This window comes from Nitrosococcus halophilus Nc 4, assembly GCF_000024725.1.
In the GTDB taxonomy this organism is placed as follows: Bacteria; Pseudomonadota; Gammaproteobacteria; order Nitrosococcales; family Nitrosococcaceae; genus Nitrosococcus; species Nitrosococcus halophilus.
The window spans coordinates 3,171,687-3,190,805 of the sequence record NC_013960.1 but is presented as its reverse complement, the minus strand read 5'-3'; the positions used below and the strand labels follow the sequence as shown (position 1 = coordinate 3,190,805).

The window sequence follows — 19,119 nt, the reverse complement described above, 5'->3', positions numbered from 1 at the left end:
ATACACTGTCAAGACTTTAATTTTAATGGGTTCTTACCGAGGCTGATTTCCCTCGGCGCCTTATCGTTTTCTTTTCCTCGTCCAGAATTGAGTCATCACTACTCTTTTTGGCCTCCGGCATATGCTGTAGAGCAACCGCAAGCACATCTTCGATCCACTTAACAGGGCGAATATCGAGGTTTTGAGTGATGTTTTTAGGAATTTCAGCCAAATCCTTGCAATTTTCTTCCGGAATTAATACGATTTCAATCCCACCGCGCAAGGCTGCGAGCAGCTTTTCCTTCACTCCACCAATAGGCAAGACTTCCCCCCGTAAGGTGATTTCCCCTGTCATGGCCACATTGGCACGTACAGGAATATTGGTTAGAGCAGAAACCAACGCTGTGCACATGCCGCTTCCAGCGCTCGGACCATCCTTAGGAATGGCACCTTCCGGCACGTGGATATGAATGTCATAATTTTGATAAAAATCGGGATCAACACCCAATCGCTCAGCCCGGTGACGCACTACCGTAGTTGCCGCCTGAATTGATTCCTGCATGACATCGCCCAACTGGCCTGTGTAAGTTGCTTTCCCTTTACCAGGCATCACCGCAGACTCTATCGTCAGCAAGTCTCCTCCCACTTCTGTCCAGGCCAACCCCGTTACCTGACCTACCCGATCCTGCTCCTCAGCCCGGCCAAAACGATATTGCCTAACCCCCAAGAAAGAGTCCAGATTACGAGTATTAACCGTTACTTTCTTGGTCGTTGGCTTCAGTTGAACTCGCTTGACTACTTTCCGGCAAATCTTGGAAATTTCTCTCTCCAAGTTACGGACCCCAGCCTCGCGAGTATAGTAACGGATAATATCTCTCACAGCAGCATCAGAGATGGCAAGCTCACCTTCCCTGAGGCCATTAGCTTTGATTGATTTTGGAATAAGATAGCGGGTTGCAATGTTGACCTTTTCATCCTCTGTGTAACCAGAGATTCGGATGACTTCCATCCGGTCAAGTAGAGGCCCTGGAATATTTAAGGTATTTGCAGTAGTCACGAACATGACCTCGGAGAGGTCATAGTCTACCTCTAGATAATGATCATTAAATGCGTGATTTTGCTCTGGATCCAAGACTTCTAATAGGGCCGATGCGGGGTCGCCGCGAAAATCCATGGCCATCTTATCGACTTCATCCAGCAAGAATAGAGGGTTACGAGTACCGTTCTTTGCTAAATTCTGAATAATTTTGCCTGGCATTGAGCCAATATAGGTCCGGCGATGTCCCCGGATCTCCGCTTCGTCCCGGACTCCTCCCAAAGACATGCGGACAAATTTACGGTTGGTTGCTCGGGCAATGGAACGCGCAATAGAGGTTTTTCCCACCCCTGGAGGACCTACCAAGCAGAGTATAGGGCCCTTAGATTGCTTAACTCGTTGCTGCACAGCAAGATATTCAAGAATCCGTTCCTTGACTTTTTCTAAACCGTGGTGATCGGTCTCGAGCACTGTTTCCGCTTTGGCTAGATCCAAACGAACCCGATTCCGTTTTTTCCAAGGCACGCTAATCAGCCAATCGATATAATTGCGCACTACAGTCGCTTCCGCCGACATGGGCGACATCATCTGCAGCTTATTCAGCTCGGCCACTGCCTTGGCTTTAACTTCCTTTGGCATACCGGCATTTTCAATCTTATTGGTGAGCTCCTCGATTTCGTTGGGAACATCTTCAAGTTCACCCAATTCCTTTTGGATAGCTTTCATTTGTTCGTTGAGGTAATACTCACGCTGGCTTTTTTCCATCTGCCGCTTAACGCGCCCACGAATGCGTTTTTCTACTTGCAGGATATCGATTTCAGATTCTAGAAGCCCTAATAAATGTTCCAGACGTTCCCGGACATTATTAATTTCTAGAATAGCCTGCTTTTCCTCTATCTTAAGCGCCATATGGGCGGCAATGGTATCTGCTAAACGACCCGAATCATCAATACTCGAGAGTGAAGACAGAATTTCTGGAGGAACTTTTTTATTGAGTTTAACGTATTGCTCAAATTGGTTGAGAAGAGAACGGCTCAGGACTTCTGTTTCCCGATCATCCTCTCCAATATTTTTGTAATGAAATAGTTGTGCGCAAAAGTAATCTTCCCTGCTCGTGTATTGGCGAATTCGAGCGCGCTCGCTACCTTCCACAAGCACCTTAACCGTTCCGTCAGGAAGTTTGAGCAATTGCAGGATATTCGCCAGGGTCCCGATACCGTAAATATCTTCAGGCTGAGGATCGTCCTGAGCAGGATTCTTCTGAGCGACCAACAATATCTGTTGGTTAGTTTCAATAGCTGATTCAAGTGCTCTAATGGATTTTTCCCGGCCAACAAAGAGGGGAATCACCATATAGGGATAAACAACGACATCACGCAATGGTAACACCGGTGTAGAAAACCCTTTGGTCTCATCTACCTCTACATCGGTTTTCGTGCTGTCTTTCTCCATGCTGGAAAACCTCAATATATTGGAAAATAGGCTAGAAATTAGATTTCGGCTGATTGTCAGAATACAATTTCAAAAGGCAGACCTCAGCCGATGGGGAATTGCCAAAGCAGGAAGGGCCCCGTTTCTTTATATGGGGGGTGCCAAACCCAAAATCAAGTGGCGTAACGAGGGCACCACAGAATAACCTCAAAACTTATCGATGCTTTTTTAATCGGATGCTGCCTTAGTTTCCTGATTTTCATAAATGAGCAACGGCTCTGCCTCCCCTTTTACAACGCTCTCGTCAATCACCACCTTACTCACATGATCCATTGAGGGGAGATCATACATCGTATCCAGCAAAACATTTTCAAGGATCGAACGTAGTCCTCGCGCACCGGTTTTACGTTCCATGGCCTTAGCTGCAACTGCCCGTAGAGCATCCTCGCGGAACTCAACCTTGCTGTTCTCCATTTCAAACAACCGGGCAAACTGCTTGGTCAGGGCGTTCTTCGGCTCAGTGAGAATACGGATAAGCGCGGCTTCATCCAATTCATCGAGGGTAGCAACGACCGGCATCCGACCTACAAACTCAGGGATCAGCCCATACTTGATAAGATCCTCCGGTTCAACAGCTTGCAAGATTTCCCCCATGCTCCGCTTATCTTCCACACTCTTGACCTCGGCAGAAAAGCCGATTCCCCCCTTTTTAGAGCGGTCTCGGATAATCTTCTCAAGGCCAGCAAAGGCACCACCACAAATAAAGAGGATGTTTGCCGTATTGACCTGTAAGAATTCTTGCTGGGGGTGCTTTCGTCCTCCTTGGGGTGGCACAGAGGCGATGGTTCCTTCGATCAGCTTCAGCAAAGCCTGCTGTACTCCTTCGCCAGAGACGTCACGAGTAATAGAAGGATTATCGGATTTACGGGAAATCTTATCTATTTCATCGATATAAACGATGCCGGTTTGGGCCTTTTCAACATCATAATCACATTTTTGTAACAATTTCTGGATAATATTCTCTACATCTTCGCCCACATAACCCGCTTCCGTGAGGGTGGTGGCATCGGCAATAGTAAATGGAACATCCAATAAACGTGCTAAAGTCTCGGCAAGCAGCGTTTTACCACTTCCCGTAGGACCAATTAACAGGATATTACTCTTCGACAACTCAACGTCATCATTTTTCTTACCCAACTGAAGGCGCTTGTAGTGGTTGTAAACGGCCACCGACAGCACCTTTTTAGCACGATTTTGACCGATCACATATTGGTTCAGGATGTCCCTAATTTCGTGGGGTGTGGGAAGATGGCTACTCTTACCCGAGGAAAGCCTGTCCTGCATTTCCTCACGAATGATATCGTTACAAAGTTCGACACACTCATCGCAGATGAAAACAGAGGGACCTGCTATTAGTTTCCGCACTTCATGCTGGCTCTTTCCACAAAAAGAGCAATAAAGCAGTCTATCGTCGTCGCCTCTGCGGGGTTTGTCGTTACTCATGACTTCTCTTTCCTACAGGTAAACAAGTGGCCTTAACCTGATCCATTAGAGTTCTAGCTAAGTTCTGTGGTTCCCCAATATCCAGACTTCCTAGAGAGATGTCTCGCCACGCTGCTGAAGCACTGAGTCAACCAATCCATAGGCCACCGATTCATTTGCACTCATGAAATAATCACGATCGGTATCCCGTTGAATTTTTTCAATAGGTTGCCCCGTATGTTTGGCCAGAATATGATTTAAACGCTCTCGAACCAACATAATCTCCCGAGCATGGATATCAATATCAGCAGCTTGCCCCTGAAACCCGCCCAAGGGCTGATGAATAAGAAGCCGTGAATGGGGCAAGCAGTGGCGTTTACCCTGGGTTCCTCCTGCCAACAACACCGCTCCCATGCTTGCCGCTTGCCCAATACAAAGGGTACTTATATCTGGCTTAATAAATTGCATGGTATCATAAACGGATAGCCCAGCCGTAACTGAACCCCCTGGAGAATTAATGTATAGATGAATATCCTTATCCGGGTTCTCAGATTCCAAAAAAAGCAATTGGGCCACGACCAAATTCGCCATATGATCTTCTACAGGTCCCACCAAGAACACCACTCGTTCCTTCAGCAGGCGGGAGTAGATATCGTAAGCGCGCTCTCCACGGGCCGTTTGCTCCACGACCATCGGAACCAAAGTATTGAGGCTATCAGCCATGCATTTTCTACCTTTAAGTCTTCACCTTAGCGGCAGCTCAAATACTTGAAACTACCTCGTTAATCCGAAACTTTCTTCTCTGGTGATTCAACAGAAGGATTCACCGCCTCTTCAAAGCTCATCGGCTCATCTAAAACCTCAACCTGATCCAATACCCAATCAACGAGTTGTGCTTCTAAAACGGCCCCTTCAATCTCGGAGAAACGCTCTCGATCGCTAAATATCCACCGAGAAAATTCTTCTGGATCCTCATAATTGGCAGCAAGCTCTGCAATTCTTTGCTTTACTTTTTCTTGATCCGCCTTAATTCCTTGTTTTTCCAAAAGAGTCCCCAAAATTAACCTTAAAGCCACGCGCCTGCGCGCCTGCTCTATGAATAGGGATTCATCTACGGGAAGCTCCTGGGTTTTAATACCCTGTCTAGCCAAGTTCGCCTGGGTCTGCTCCCGCAAGGCTCGGGTTTCCTCCTCCACCAAAGAAGTTGGCAAAGTGATAGGATTAGCGGCCAGTAAGCCATCCATCACCTGGTCCCGCAGTCGGTCACGGATGGCCTGATCCAGGTTCCGTATCATCGAAGCCTTGATTTCTTGGCGCAAACCCTCTACTCCACCTTCTTGGATACCAAGCTTCTCTGCAAAATCCTCGTTAATCTCCGGTAACCGCGGTGTTGCCACAGAGGTGACCTTCACTACAAAGTCCACCTTTTTACCAGCCAACTCTCGATTACCATAATCTTCCGGAAAGGTAACCTCAAAATTGAGCTCTTGGCCCTTTTCAGCACCTATCAGATGTTTTTCAAATTCATCGAGCAGAGTCCCTTTACCCAAGATAGCAAAAAAATCCTCTCTGCTTCCTCCCGGGAAAGGCTCTCCCTCGATGGTACCGTGATAAGTAATGGTCACCCCATCACCTTCTTGGGCAGGACGCTCTGCCGGCTCCCACTCTACGTGTTGATTACGCAGCTTCTCCAGGACGCTGTCAATATCCTTATCCGTAGTCTCAGCCTGGGGTCGCTTAACCTTAATCCCCTCAAGGCTAATAGACTCGATATCAGGCAATACCTCAAAGGTTGCGGTGTATTCAAAAGGCTTACCTGCTTCCCACTGGGACGGTTCAATCCGTGGCGGCCCGGCCGGACGCAGGGATTCTTGTTGGATGGCATCACGGAAGCTATTTTGGACGAATTCATCCAACACCTCCTGGCGCACAGCAGGACCATACCGGCGCTCCACCACCTTATAGGGGACTTTCCCAGGGCGAAAACCGTCCATTTTCACCCGCGGAGCCATGGACCGCAAGCGTTCTTGAACCCTATTCTCGAAATCCCCTCCCGGCAACGTAATGGTCAAGCGCCGCTCTAACTCCCCGGTCGCTTCTACCGTGACCTGCATAGATATATTACCTCAACCTCTTGTTTTTAATACTCTATCTCTGCTCAGAAGAGGGATCTGGCAGCGACGTTTATTGGTGCGAAAGGAGAGACTCGAACTCTCACGGGGTTACCCCACTGGTACCTAAAACCAGCGCGTCTACCGATTCCGCCACTTTCGCATGATTGTGATATTAACGGCATTATTAACACATATATAGCATATTTTTCAAAATCGATAAGTCGTTATAACTTCCTCGAAATTATACCCCTAAACGATAATGGATGCCGTCATCACTATAGTATACTGACTCATAACCTTCCCGCGTACCCCCTAAGGTTTTAAGTTCAATGGGAAGAGGATGCCTGAGTAAAATTTGGCAAGTTCCCATCTAGGAACCAACGTCTCGATTCCTCCTCATACCACCAACTCTGCTGAGTGGTAAGACTCCGAATAACACTATCATCTGGGTGGTAATAATCAAACTCAATAGTCACTTCAGCCGTTAGTGCATCTTCCGATAGCTGGCGTCCGCGAATTTCGTACCCCGTCACTCGAACATTGTCCCAAAATTCCCGGGAAATAGGTTTGGGCTGCTGATCCTGGGGGCGTATTAAAGTATTTAACAGCTCATGGTGCTGCCAACGCACGCCAGAAGCATAGGCCTGAATCGCATCTTCAAGGGTGACGAGACGCTCCTTGGTCAGCCCACCAGCACACCCCACTAGCCAACTGATCCAGATTAATCCCAAAAAGATCCTCAATCTTGGAGAAAAGAAGGAAGTTTTTCCCAAAATCCTCGCTGCTTGGTCTCGGTATAAAGGACTGTATATTCCCATTGCTTACGCCCCTGTATATGTAATTCTCTCAGATACAAACGCTTTTCAAATTCGCCTTCCTCTTGAGGCGGAGCAAACAGCGGTAAATGTACCTGCGCCTCTTCTAAGACAGTACAAACTTCTTGGGATGTGTCGTCACTTCCAATGCAGTCCTTGATGATCAATTGAATACCAATCCCGGTTAGCGCATAAGAAGGTGAATGGTTTAAAATCTTTCCAACCAGTTTCTCGCCTACTCCAGGGCCGCGTTGCAGCTCAATATCGACAAACTCAACCTGCTCAAGGGGGACAAGATTTCTAAACTCTTCTATTTTTTCTTCTCCAGGCTGAGAGAACAAAAATCCAATCAAAGCCAGTAAAATAAAGCTTCCTAGCACTTGGAGACGAAATCTGGGGGGGATCAGGAAAAGAACAAGAAAAGCAAGTATTAATAGCCAAATTACTGGAGCTCTTATAAGCATAATAATCGATGCTTCGCCACCTACGGATAAAATTCAAAAGATAAAATCAACCGCTCTTAACTTAAGTCGGTTATTGCAGGAAAACCCTAAGTAGACCCGTTCCCATGAAATTTTAACTCATGGCCTGTTAAGCTTAATCACGAAATCCTTTTAGGCAGCAACAAGAGAAGAGGGAGCCAACAGCGCTACAGAAAAACTTTCAAACAGCTTCCCGGCAGGGACATAAAATTTGCCATTATGCTGCACGACTGCCACCACTTCACCAGTCAATACATTAGTAAAATTCTCCTTTTCTTTGACTGCTGGGACTTCCACCCAGGTTTTCTGCCACAAAGATTCGCCCAGGGGTAGTTCATCCTCGTTACTACCCAACAGTGCCAACCAACGGGGGACAATTGACACGACTACCTGACCTTGATGTTTTCTTGCAAAGGCACAAAGATGATCCGCCTTTATTCCCTGGACAGACAAGGGGAGATAATCTCCCTTTTGGAAAAGCAAGGGTAACTTGGCACGAAAAGATAGCACTTTCCATGTTAGATAAAGCTTTACCTGGCCATCTTCCTTGTTTTTCAATAATTTATGTACGCATGGTGTCAAAGACTGGCTTGACTTGATCAATAACATCAGTTCTTGGAGCATCCGCTGTCTCAAGGCAAAATCCACCGAATGGCGGTTATCAGGATCAACTAGGCGAAATTCCCATAGCTCATTGCCTTGGTAAATATCTGGCACACCAGGCACGGTTAACTTTAGCAGAAGCTGGGATAAACTATTCAATAATCCCAATCCCGCTACTCGCCGTTGAAATGGCAGGAAATCCGCCAAAAAAGGATTCTTCTCTAAGTTCCCCAGCACACTGCGCACAAAATGCACGACTGCTGTTTCATACTCTGTATCGGGATTTATCCAAGAAGTATGAACCTTTGCTTCCTTGACGGCCTTCAGCATATAAGCCTCAATACGATCCCGAAACTCTACTAGTTCTTCTTCCCCCATATCGAATAGGGGCCAGGTGCCTAGTACCGTCTGGTAAAACAAGTACTCATCATTACGGCTCGGAGCCCGAAACCCATTTAGCCTACGTATCTTAGCCCGGTTGATGCGCGCCCAACGATTTAAATGTTTACGCCATTCCCCTGGCATTTCAGAAAGTACATTAAGGCGAGCACGGACATCCTCACTGCGTTTACTGTCATGGGTAGAAGAGGCCACCATTCCATAGGGCCAACGTTGTGCCCGTTCCTGATTGGCGCGATGAAAAGCTGTGAGGGAAACACCAAAGTTTCGCGGGTCACTGCCCACATCATTGAGGGAAACCAAGCGATTGTAAATGTACAACACGGTATCCTCAAGGGCCTTTGCCATGGTCGGCCCTGTATATTGTTGGAACCGCATAACGAAGGAGATGATTTCCTGGGAGAAAGCAGACCGCGTGGAGATTTCTAGGAGCAGGATAGCCTGGATAAAGTCAAAGATACTGATGTCGGCAGCCGGACTGCGCTTCTTTGCCTGAATCACTGCCCACTGGATGAAACGCTTATCTTCTTCCGAAACCTGATCCACATCTGCATAGGTACGATAAACTGGAAAACAGGCCACTACCTCGGTCAAGGCCTCACGCAAACCGTTCAAAGTGAAATCACGGGTATGGCGATCCGCTTGGGCAATGCTATTGAGCATATTGGCAAGTACTGTCAGTTCACTGGAAAGTTGGACCCGAATGATGATTTTCTTACGCTCGTAGAGTAGTTCATCGAAATCCCACTGATGCCGGATAAAGCGGGTATAAATTTGATCAAACTCTTTTTGTGAACCAGGATAGACAAATAATCCATTATTAACATAGGCAAATTCATAACCGGTGGTGCCAGAAACCGGCCAACTCTCCGGCAGGTGTTCATAGCTGGCCAGGATTTTTTCAATCACCAGATAATAACTGGACTTCAAATTGCCATCGGCGGCTTCCTCTTCGCCTCTGATCTCTGCAATCTGCCGATTGAGCCGCTGATAATAGCTGGGAGGATTGTAGAGACCATCGGGATGATCGATGCGCAATCCATCCACTTTTCCCTCTTTTACTAGCTCTAAGATAAACCGGTGGGTAGTTTCAAAGACTTCTGGATTTTCCATCCGTAGACCAGCGAGATCATTAATATCAAAAAAGCGGCGATAATTAATTTCATCGGAAGCGACGCGCCAATAGGCAAGCCGATAGGCTTGCCGCTCCAATAAGTGGTGCAGGAGATCAAAGCTTTCCGGTTGCTCCACCACCCCATTGAAAGCAGCCACTGTGTCAAATACAAAGGCTCCAATGGCAGGATATTTTCGACAAGATTCTGCCAGGCGCCGCTTGTAGATGACACAATCACGGAGACGCTCGACTCGCTTCTCAACCCGGGTGTCATAACGGGAAGGAAGATGCTCAAAAGCTGTAATGAGACTTTGATACTCCAGAAAAGGGGCTTCTTCTTCTGCTAGATGCTCCGCTAATCGTTCCAGACCATGGCCCAAAATATCTGGATAAGTACTGGGATCAACAGGAAAACGATGATTATAAAACCAAATGCTAAACTGCCCCTGTTCAAGATCAAAGGTTAGCCGCAGTTCACCTTTTTCGAGCACTGTGCCATAGTGATCCCCAAGCAAGGGCAACAGCACTTTACCCCGCAACTCTTCCTTGATAGGTCGCCAATCGATATCAAAATAAGCAGCGTATTCGGAAGCAGGCCCCTGTTCTAGTACATCGAGCCACCAGGCGTTATCATCGCCGCCTACGCCCATATGGTTAGGCACAATATCAAGGATTTGTCCCATCCCCTGGCGATGCAAAGCCTGAACCCAGGAAACGAAGGTGTCCCTATCACCGATTTCCGGGTTCAGGGCATTATGATCCACAATATCATAACCGTGGGGGCTGCCTGAACGGGCCTTAAGGTAGGGGGAAGCATAACAGTGACTGACCCTGAGCTCATGGAGATAGGGAACAATCGCCTCAGCATCAGCAAAGGTGAAATGGCTATTAAATTGTAATCGGTAAGTAGCGCGGGGGATGATTTTGATGGCCTATCTCCTCCTTGCACCATCATAATTAGAATTCAATGTCATCCTCCTGGGTTGTTGAGATCCCCTTTAGAAACCAAGCCACCGTCCTAGGGAATAGTTCCCCTCGAACTAAGGCCTGCTCGAGATCCGGGGAAGTTATAAAAAGCAACCGTCCCAGGGGAGGTGCTGATAAGGAAACGGGGGTATCCCCTAAATTGGCCAATACCGTCAGCAGGGATCCATCCCCCAGCTGCCAGTGGGCTTGCAGTGCCCATTCGGACAAGTGTTTATAGTCACCTTGAATGTTGGTAAGAGCGGCTAGCCTGGGGACGATGAATTGATTCCGCAGGTGCAGTAACTGCTGGTGCAGATCAAACCATTTTCTGCCTGTTGCACTAGCTGCCTGGGTCCAGTCCAACACGGCACTTTCAAAAGTAGTCTGAGCCGTGGGATCCGGAATCCGCTCTCGAGCAGCGGGATCACTGAATTCAGGAAAGCGGGCAAACTCTCGCCGTCGCCCTTCCCTGACACTTGGGGCCAGATCTTCACCAAAATTGCAGAAAAAGGGAAAAGGCTGTGTGGCTCCCCACTCCTGGCCCATAAACAGGAGGGGCGGAAAGGGTGAGAGTAAAAGCAACCCCGTTAATGCCTGCACCATTTCAGGCTCTGCTAACGTCGTGATCCGGTCACCAAAGGCCCGGTTACCCACCTGGTCGTGGTTTTGAAAGAAGGCGACAAAGGCACTCGGCGGCAAAGTCTTACTGGGTTCCCCCCGGGGTTGTCCTCCTCGATAAGGGGACCGCTGTCCCTGGTAATCAAAACCTTCACTCAAACAACGCCCTAGGTGGGTGATAGGTTGATCCGCATAATCCAGATAATAACCGGTAGTTTCCTGGGTCGCTAAGACATGCAAGGCATGATGGATATCGTCATTCCATTGGGCCACATACCAACGGGGCTTGCCATTGGCTTTGCGGTCAAGATAATGGGTCCTATTGTTATCGTTTTCCAGGACCAGATGCACCTGGCGCCCCGACCCAAAATGACGGTGGACGGTCTCAGCCAACTCTTCCAGAATATGGCGCTTGGAATCGTCCTCAATAGCATGGACCGCATCAAGCCGAAGGCCGTCAAACCGATATTCCTGCAGCCAAAACAAGGCATTGTGAATAAAAAAATGTCGGACCCAATGGGCATTTTCCCCATCAAAATTGATGGCTGCCCCCCAAGGGGTCTGGTGACGCTCCGTGAAAAAATCCGGAGCATATCGATGCAGGTAGTTACCTTCTGGGCCAAAATGGTTATATACCACATCCAAGAACACCATCAATCCACGGCTATGGGCAGCTTGCACTAGCGATTTGAGATCCTGTGGCCGGCCATAACAACTGTCTGGCGCAAACAAGGAAACCCCGTCATATCCCCAGTCCCAACGACCAGGAAAATCGGCAACCGGCATTAATTCCAAAGCGGTGATTCCCAACTCCACCAGATGGTCAAGGCGGGTCTCTAGCCCTCGAAAAGTACCCTCCGGGGTGAAGGTTCCCACATGGGCCTCATAGATCACGGTCTCTTCCCAGGGTCTCCCTCCCCATTGGTCGTCCTCCCATGCAAAGGCCGTTGGGTCAACCACTTCGCTGGGACCGTGGATATCCTGAGGCTGAAAACGGGAAGCCGGATCAGGAACTTGTACCTCATTGTCAATCCGGTAGTAATATAAACTTCCTACCCCAGCCTGCTCGGTTTCCAATTCAAACCACCCCTCTTTCTTAGGGTTCATAGCTAAAGGAGTTAATTCTGGTTGACTCTCTAAGCATAACTCCACCTGCTGAGCCCCAGGAGCCCACAACCGGAAACGCACGGTCCCCTGTCCTGTCAACTCGGCGCCAAAAGGCATGGAGTGATATTGCCGCATCCTAATCCTATTCCAAAATAATTCGGTCCTCCTTGCCATGCAGCAAAGCGACCATAAGGGTTAGATACTCGCGGAGTTGCCGAGTAATTAAAAAGTTATCCCGCACAAATTCACGAGATTTTACTGCCATTTCCGCCATTTTCCGAGGTTGGTGCAGGAGGTAGCGGATCCGCAGCGCCGCCCCCTCTGGAGTGCTGACCAAAAAGCCAGTATGATGGTTCGTCACCTGCAGTCGAATCCCCCCCGTGTCCCCGCCAATCACCGGTTTGGCCTTCCACAAAGCCTCTGTCACCGTCAACCCAAACCCCTCCCGTAGTGATTTCTGCAATACAATATCAGCGGCCCGTTGCAGGGCATTGATAATTCGGTGGGAATCAGGCGGCAGAAGGAGAATATGAATATCGGGATCTTCCGCTGCGGCAAGCTGCACTTCCTCTAGCACTATCCGGCCCTCCGGGTCATCACTGGCACCCCCGCCCGCTAAAACCAACTGCAATTGGGGTAAGAATTTTCTGGCCAGCTGATAAGCACGGATGACTCCTAAGGGGTCCTTGAAGCGATCAAAGCGTGAGATCTGGACCAGCAAAGGTCGCGACGGATCTAATCCGAAACGTTGTCGCACTGCAGCCACTTCACTCGGTTCCAGGTCAATATTTTTTTCACTCAAAGGATCAATGCTCGGGGGAATAATGTATTCGGTATGGGGCAGCGCTTGGGCAAAGGCGGAGAGGGAGAAAACACTGCTTTCATAAGGCTCGATGTACTTTCTTAAATATCGCCAAATCGGCCGGTAAGGATGGCTAATATCGATATGGCAACGCCATATCCACTTCCCTTTGCGGTGGGGACAATAGCCGAGCAGGGGCGCCGGCTGGGGATCATGGATAAAAACATAATCGGCTTCCTCCAATAGGGGGCGCAGCCGCTCCGCATTTTCGGCAGTGGTCCGCTCATAGGTTCTCAACAGGTCCTCCCGGACAGCAATTCGGTTCCCCTGGAGGGCATTATGAAAAGCTTTGGTACAGTCATAAAATGCGGACTCTCCGGTAATGACTTCCCAGTGGGTGTCGATCTCCAGCTCCCTCATTAACGGGACCAATTTGGTCAGAATCTCCGCCACTCCCCCTCCCAAACGGGTCGAGTTGACATGCACCACCTTCATTCCCCGCAGGGGCTCAGCAAGCTGGCGCAGCTGGTCAATCACATCCTCACCGGTAATTTCTGCATAGTCCCGCAGCAACATGGTCTACTGCTCCAGGTAACCTTTGAAGGTGAGGACCAACTGATGCCGAAGCTCGGCTAAACTGCCAAAATAGGGATCGATCGCTGCCAACTCCTTACAAAGTCCTTGATAATCTTCGCCAAAGCCCTGTAGCCACACGCTAAAATCTTCACCGCCTGCTGGAAAGCGCCTCCGCGCGTCGATGAAATGATAGAAAATACTGCTTGTGGAAAGATGGGGCATCCATTCAGCCAATTCTTCTGGTTGTTCCACCCGTTGGTGGGTATCAAACACCACAATCTGTGAGCGGATGAATTCAAACTGCTGAGTCCCTCTCACCCAACCGACAAACTCACTTTCTTCCAGGCGTTCTTCTATCAGCTCCACCAACTCCTGGCGCAGGGCCTCCAAATCAGCAAACTCGGTGGGATCAACGACAGCTAGGCGCTCCGCCAATACCCCATCATGCAAGCCATGGCGCACCCAGGCAGCAAAATCATTGTTATATTCCCGTTCCTCAAAGCGAGGTTGCAACAGCCCCCCCCAAAAATGGTAATAAATACTGGCTGGGGTGATGCTAAGCAATCCGTCTCCGAGTTCCTTCAGGGTCATCACCTTCCTGCCTGTGGCAATGGCAATGAGCGCACAATCCTTGAGCATAAAGGTTCCTGGGCGATGAGAGTGTATCATGGGTTCTGTTGCAATGGCTTTGGAAACAGTTTTCCTATCAACTATATGTTATAGAAAGCATAGTGGATTATTGCCCCAAAGCAATGGGCAACCCGAGCCCCAAGGGTCAACTAAAACCGAGCAAGGCATGACTAATCATAGCCATCAGGGATCATTAAAGCGCACGATTTCATTACCGCTGCTGACCTTTTATGGCCTAGGGAATATTTTGGGAGCAGGCATTTATGTCCTTATGGGGAAGGTCGTGGGAGCTGCCGGCTATTTCGCCCCCCTTGCCTTTTTTCTAGCTTCCTTAGTGGCGACCTTCACTGCTTTGAGCTATGCCGAGTTTGCCTCCCGCCATCCTCACAGTGCCGGAGAGGCGGTTTACCTCTATGAAGGCTTTCAATGGCGTTTCTTGTCGGTATTGGTGGGGTTGTTGATCGCTCTAGCGGGCATGGTCTCAGCGGCCACAATGGCAAAGGGCTTTGCCGGTTATTTTCAGCTATTCTTTGATCTTTCGCCCGGGTTAATCATGCCAGGGTTACTGCTCCTTCTTGGCGGCATCGCTCTCTGGAGTATTAGGGAGTCGGTGCGCTTGATTGCCGTGATTACCCTGCTTGAGGCCGGAGGGTTAGTACTCTTGTTATGGGTCTCCCGGGGAAGTTTGAGCACCTTGCCCGAGAACCTGCCAAAGCTGCTTTCTCTTTCCCAAGGAGAAAACTGGCAAGGAATCATCGCCGGCGCCTTTCTTGCCTTTTATGCCTATATCGGGTTTGAAGACATGGTGAATGTAGCTGAAGAGGTCAAACAAGCTCCCCGTAACTTACCCCTCGGAATCTTCTTTGCGCTCATTGCCTCCACCATTTTATACGCCAGTGTCGCCCTGGTGGCGGTGCTTAGCATTGAGCCTGCGGTACTAGGGCAAAGCGATGCTCCCCTAGCCCTCCTTTATACCTCAGCTACGGGTGCCTCACCCACCATTATCAGTCTCATTGGAATGGTCGCCGTGATTAATGGCGCCTTAATCCAGCTCATTATGGCTTCTCGAATTCTTTATGGAATGAGTCGCCAGGGTTGGTTGCCGGTATTCTTAGGCTATATCCATCCCCAAACCCACACGCCCTGGCCTGCCACCCTGTTGGTCACCGGGCTGATCATTCTTTTGGCTTTATTATTTCCCTTGGTGACCCTCGCCGCCATCACCAGTGGTCTAATTCTGGTAGTCTTTTCACTAGTCAACTTGGCACTGTGGCGTGTCAAGCGCCGCACTCCTCACCCTCCAGGGGCCAGAACCTTTCCCTTGTGGGTTCCCATCGCCGGATTCTGCTTTAGTCTGGGGTTACTACTCGCTCAGCTAGTATCGCTATGATTTCCGGCTAGTAGCCTGAACCAAGGTTCGAAAAATCACTGGACCCGCCACCGCCGCAAACACTGGTCCACCGGCAATGAGATACCAGTAAAAAGTAGCGAAACGCCAAAGCACAAGGGCTGTAGCCAGGGTGGCACTGTCAAGAAAGGGTCCCAGCATGGCGCCAAACCCAAGTTCGACCCCACCGGTCCCCCCAGGTAAAAAGGTGAAATGCCCCAAGGCCAATATCAATACTTGGGTAATAAACAGATAAGGCCAGGGAATATCTTCTCCCAATCCTAGCAAGAGGACATAAAGGACACTGAAACGTAAGAGCCAATGCCCGATACATAAGAGATAAGCTGCATACAAATACCGCCGGGGTAGTCCTAAGAGTAGTGTCAAGCCACTACGGAGACGGAGCATCCAACGGGCTGCCCGTTTGCGCAAAACAGCCGACACCCTCAATACTTTCAACAGATAGCCCAATATCCGCAACAATCTCCGATATTGATGGGCAAGCACCCACATAAATCCCATCCCCCCGGTGAGCAATACCGCCACCAGAATAAACCCCAGATGAACATCATAGGTCGCACTGGTCGCTAACTTTATCACTACAATGAAGGAAGCGGTGACGAAGAACAACAGGTCTATTCCCAACTCCATGGCAAACACCGCAGCCCCGTGGGCGGTTTTGACGCCATACCGATTCAGAAGGTAAACATAACTGATCACTCCCCCACTACCTGCTGGGGTCGCGGAAAAAGCAAATTCCCAGGCCATCACCGTCCCCAGGGCACTCTTGTGGGAAAGCTTGGTATCTACCGCAGAGACCAATATCCGCAGCTTTGCGGCATTAAAATTCCAACCGATGAAGATCATACCCAGGGTGAGCAAGGGTAGCCAAAAAGGCACCTGACTGAGGCGTTCAAAGACGGCTAACCCACCATAACTCAGCGGAATCATCAGGCCCAAGCCTAAGGCGAGCAGAGCTAAAATCCAATAGCGTCTCACGTGTTAAATCAACTAGTTAAGATTGTTCTGAAATTTGGCCAACTTACCGCTGCCAGAGAATAGAGGTCATTTCCCCCGGGATTTTGGCCTCTGGATGATAAGGAATAATACGGGGGGTATAGTCGGCCGCAGGGCGCTTACTAGGCACCACTGCCTGATAAAGATAACCATTGATAGCCCCGGAAATAGCTTTCCTAGGGGCCATGACCTGACATACCGGCGGTTCTCCTTGCTTTTTAGGTTCAGCATAAAGTTGCACCTGCACCCCCTGGGGTGAAACTTCGCCCAAATATACTTGTAACTCGAACATCCAATTTTGTTCATCCGGCTGCCGGCGAATATCTAGATTACCAAAGTGAATTTCATGCCAGTGCCGCTTTAGCTCTTCTTGCCACTGATACAGTTCTTTAGCCAGTTTACCCCCGTTAGCACTGCGTTTCTGGTAAGCAGCCGCGGCAGTAAGGTACAGGTGTTCCACATATTGCCGCAACATTCGGTTGCTGCTATAGCTGGGAGCTAAGTGCGCCATGCTGGTTCGGATTCGGGAAACCCAGGATTCAGGAATACCCTCCCGATTACGCTCATAAAAAGCAGGGACCACCTTTTCTTCCAACAACAGATAAAGCCGCTCCGCTTCGATTCCATCGCATTCAGGATCCCCATCTTCACCCTCCCCTAAAGCCCAACCCACTTCCGGACGGTAAGCCTCAGCCCACCAGCCATCAAGGGAGGAAAGATTGAGCCCCCCATTGACCAGGACCTTCATCCCACTGGTCCCACAAGCTTCCCAAGGACGACGGGGAGTGTTAATCCACAGATCCACGCCTTGCACGAGCTCCTGGGCTAGGGAGATGTCATAGTCTTGAAGAAAAACCGCCCGCTGACGGACCTCAGGACGCTGCACGAAGGCTACCCACGCCTGTACCATCTCCTTGCCCCTCTCATCCTCCGGATGGGCCTTACCGGCGACTACTAACTGCACTGGCCGCTCCGGATGAGTCAACAAGCGAACCAGTCGCTCCGGGTCGTGAAGCAACATGGTGGGACGCTTATATTCAGTAAAACGACGCGCAAAACCAAGGGTCAAGGCATTAGGATCAAGCACCCGGTTGGCTTCTGCGAGCGTTTCCGGATCACTGCCCTGCTCTCCCAATTGCCTGGCCAAACGTTCCCTGACGGCATTAATAAACTGCTTGCGTTCATCGGTCTGAAAACTCCAAAGCTGTTGATCAGAAATCCCTTTCACTGCCTCCCCATGGGCCTCCAGGGACCCCATCCAGCGGCCTTTACCACAAGCCTCAGTCCAAACTTGATCAGCCCAAACGGAGTCCCAACTAGGGACATGAACGCCATTGGTAATCTGCCCCACGGGCACTTCCTCAAGGGGCCAGCGAGGATAGAGGGAGGTGAACATCCTGCGGCTCACTTCCCCGTGCAGATGGCTCACGCCGTTGGCCATGGCGCAGCCGCGGAGCGCCAAATAGGCCATATTAAAGGGTTCATTGGAGTCTTTAGGGTTCTTGCGTCCTAATGCCAATAGCTCCTCAACCGTAATCTCCAGCTCATCTAAATATCGATGGATATAGGAAAAATATTTACTCAACAAAGCCGGACTATAACGGTCAAAACCTGCCGCAACCGGAGTATGGGTGGTAAAAATATTACCTGCCCGAGTAGCCATTAAGGCTTCATGGAAATTAAAGCCATTGCGGACTTTAAAATTGCGGGCCCGCTCTAGGATGACCAGCGCCGCATGCCCCTCATTAAGGTGACAGACATCAATAGGCAGCTTCAGAGCCTCCAACAACCGCCACCCGCCAATGCCAAGCACGACTTCCTGCATCAAGCGACGCTCTGGCCCTCCGCCGTAGAGGATGGTGGTAATCCCTCGGTCGGTTGGCGTATTCAGCGGATCATTGCTATCCAAGAGATAGAGGGGAACTTTGCCCACTTGAGCCCGCCATACCCGTAATAGCAAGGTACGCCCAGGGAGATCTAGGCTAATATGGAGTCGCCCCCCATCGGCTAACACTGGCTCCAGGGGTAGACTAGCCGGATCGTTATAGGGATAACTTTCTTGCTGCCAGCCATCACTGCCCAAAATTTGCCGAAAATACCCCTCCTGGAATAGCAACCCGACCCCCACCACGGGAACGCCGAGGTCACTGGCAGTTTTGAGGTAATCTCCTGCCAAAACTCCCAACCCCCCCGCATAAAGAGGTAGGGCCTCGCCTACCCCGAATTCCATGCTAAAATAGGCGACCCCCCGTAGCGCCTTATCCCCATGGGTTTCCCTGAACCACCCCTGGCTCTCCATATAACACTGCCGATCTTCCATCAATTCCTGGAGGTGAGCTTTGAATTTAGCATTCTTCGCCAGTTGAGAAAGGCGATCCTGGGATAGATTTTGCAAAATAAGCCACGGGTTTTTAGTCCGCCCCCAAACTTCAGGGGCTAAGGATTTCCACAGGGCGTCTCCGGCGTGGCTCCAGGTCCAACGCAAATCCAGCGCTATCTCTTGCAGGGGCTTAAGTTCTTCTGGTAACGACCTGATAGAAAAAGGGTAAACCAAAAATAGA

At 49.7% G+C, this 19,119-nt stretch carries 13 protein-coding genes and 1 tRNA gene; 1 reads left to right on the top strand and 13 read right to left on the bottom strand.

All coding sequences use genetic code 11. The features are described 5' to 3' along the window. Positions 1-22 precede the first annotated feature (22 nt). From lon to NHAL_RS15035, 11 genes are all read right to left on the bottom strand, one after another. A complete protein-coding gene (gene lon / locus NHAL_RS15090; RefSeq protein ID WP_013034010.1) occupies positions 23-2,467 on the bottom strand; it encodes an endopeptidase La in 2,445 nt (814 codons plus the stop codon). A 207-nt stretch (positions 2,468-2,674) separates the two neighbouring features. Continuing rightward, positions 2,675-3,949: an ATP-dependent Clp protease ATP-binding subunit ClpX gene (clpX, locus tag NHAL_RS15080; RefSeq protein ID WP_013034009.1), complete on the bottom strand. Its 1,275-nt coding sequence runs from the start codon at positions 3,947-3,949 to the stop codon at positions 2,675-2,677. 90 nt (positions 3,950-4,039) lie between these two features. Next, positions 4,040-4,651 (bottom strand): ATP-dependent Clp endopeptidase proteolytic subunit ClpP, encoded by a 612-nt coding sequence (clpP, locus tag NHAL_RS15075; protein ID WP_013034008.1) that lies wholly within the window; start codon positions 4,649-4,651, stop codon positions 4,040-4,042. 59 nt (positions 4,652-4,710) lie between these two features. Then, positions 4,711-6,042, bottom strand: coding sequence for a trigger factor (tig, locus tag NHAL_RS15070; RefSeq protein WP_013034007.1), 1,332 nt, complete (start codon positions 6,040-6,042; stop codon positions 4,711-4,713). A 74-nt stretch (positions 6,043-6,116) separates the two neighbouring features. Further along, a tRNA-Leu gene (locus NHAL_RS15065) sits at positions 6,117-6,202 on the bottom strand. Positions 6,203-6,368: 166 nt separating this feature from the next. Next, on the bottom strand, positions 6,369-6,773 hold the full coding sequence (locus NHAL_RS15060; RefSeq protein ID WP_013034006.1) for a hypothetical protein: 405 nt from the start codon (positions 6,771-6,773) through the stop codon (positions 6,369-6,371). An 8-nt stretch (positions 6,774-6,781) separates the two neighbouring features. Next, on the bottom strand, positions 6,782-7,321 hold the full coding sequence (locus tag NHAL_RS15055; RefSeq protein ID WP_013034005.1) for a hypothetical protein: 540 nt from the start codon (positions 7,319-7,321) through the stop codon (positions 6,782-6,784). 150 nt (positions 7,322-7,471) lie between these two features. Beyond that, positions 7,472-10,375: a malto-oligosyltrehalose synthase gene (treY, locus tag NHAL_RS15050; RefSeq protein ID WP_238985519.1), complete on the bottom strand. Its 2,904-nt coding sequence runs from the start codon at positions 10,373-10,375 to the stop codon at positions 7,472-7,474. A 37-nt stretch (positions 10,376-10,412) separates the two neighbouring features. Then, the gene (gene treZ / locus NHAL_RS15045; RefSeq protein WP_013034003.1) at positions 10,413-12,281 is read right to left on the bottom strand and encodes a malto-oligosyltrehalose trehalohydrolase; all 1,869 of its coding nucleotides are present in this window, start codon (positions 12,279-12,281) and stop codon (positions 10,413-10,415) included. A gap of 7 nt (positions 12,282-12,288) precedes the next feature. Further along, positions 12,289-13,524 carry a glycosyltransferase gene (locus tag NHAL_RS15040; RefSeq protein WP_013034002.1) on the bottom strand — a complete coding sequence of 412 codons (1,236 nt, stop codon included), beginning with the start codon at positions 13,522-13,524 and terminating at the stop codon, positions 12,289-12,291. A gap of 3 nt (positions 13,525-13,527) precedes the next feature. Continuing rightward, positions 13,528-14,163 (bottom strand): DUF5752 family protein, encoded by a 636-nt coding sequence (locus NHAL_RS15035; protein ID WP_013034001.1) that lies wholly within the window; start codon positions 14,161-14,163, stop codon positions 13,528-13,530. Between the two features lie 157 nt (positions 14,164-14,320). Between NHAL_RS15035 and NHAL_RS15030 the strand changes: the two genes are divergently transcribed. Beyond that, positions 14,321-15,544, top strand: coding sequence for an APC family permease (locus NHAL_RS15030; protein ID WP_013034000.1), 1,224 nt, complete (start codon positions 14,321-14,323; stop codon positions 15,542-15,544). On the opposite strand, the gene NHAL_RS15025 is transcribed toward NHAL_RS15030, so the two are convergent. Continuing rightward, positions 15,539-16,540, bottom strand: a complete 1,002-nt coding sequence (locus NHAL_RS15025) for a lysylphosphatidylglycerol synthase transmembrane domain-containing protein (RefSeq protein WP_013033999.1) — start codon at positions 16,538-16,540, stop codon at positions 15,539-15,541. The two genes, NHAL_RS15030 and NHAL_RS15025, sit on opposite strands and share 6 nt — an antisense overlap. Before the next feature lie 43 nt (positions 16,541-16,583). Beyond that, on the bottom strand, positions 16,584-19,112 hold the full coding sequence (gene glgP, locus NHAL_RS15020) for an alpha-glucan family phosphorylase (RefSeq protein ID WP_013033998.1): 2,529 nt from the start codon (positions 19,110-19,112) through the stop codon (positions 16,584-16,586). Positions 19,113-19,119: the final 7 nt, after the last annotated feature.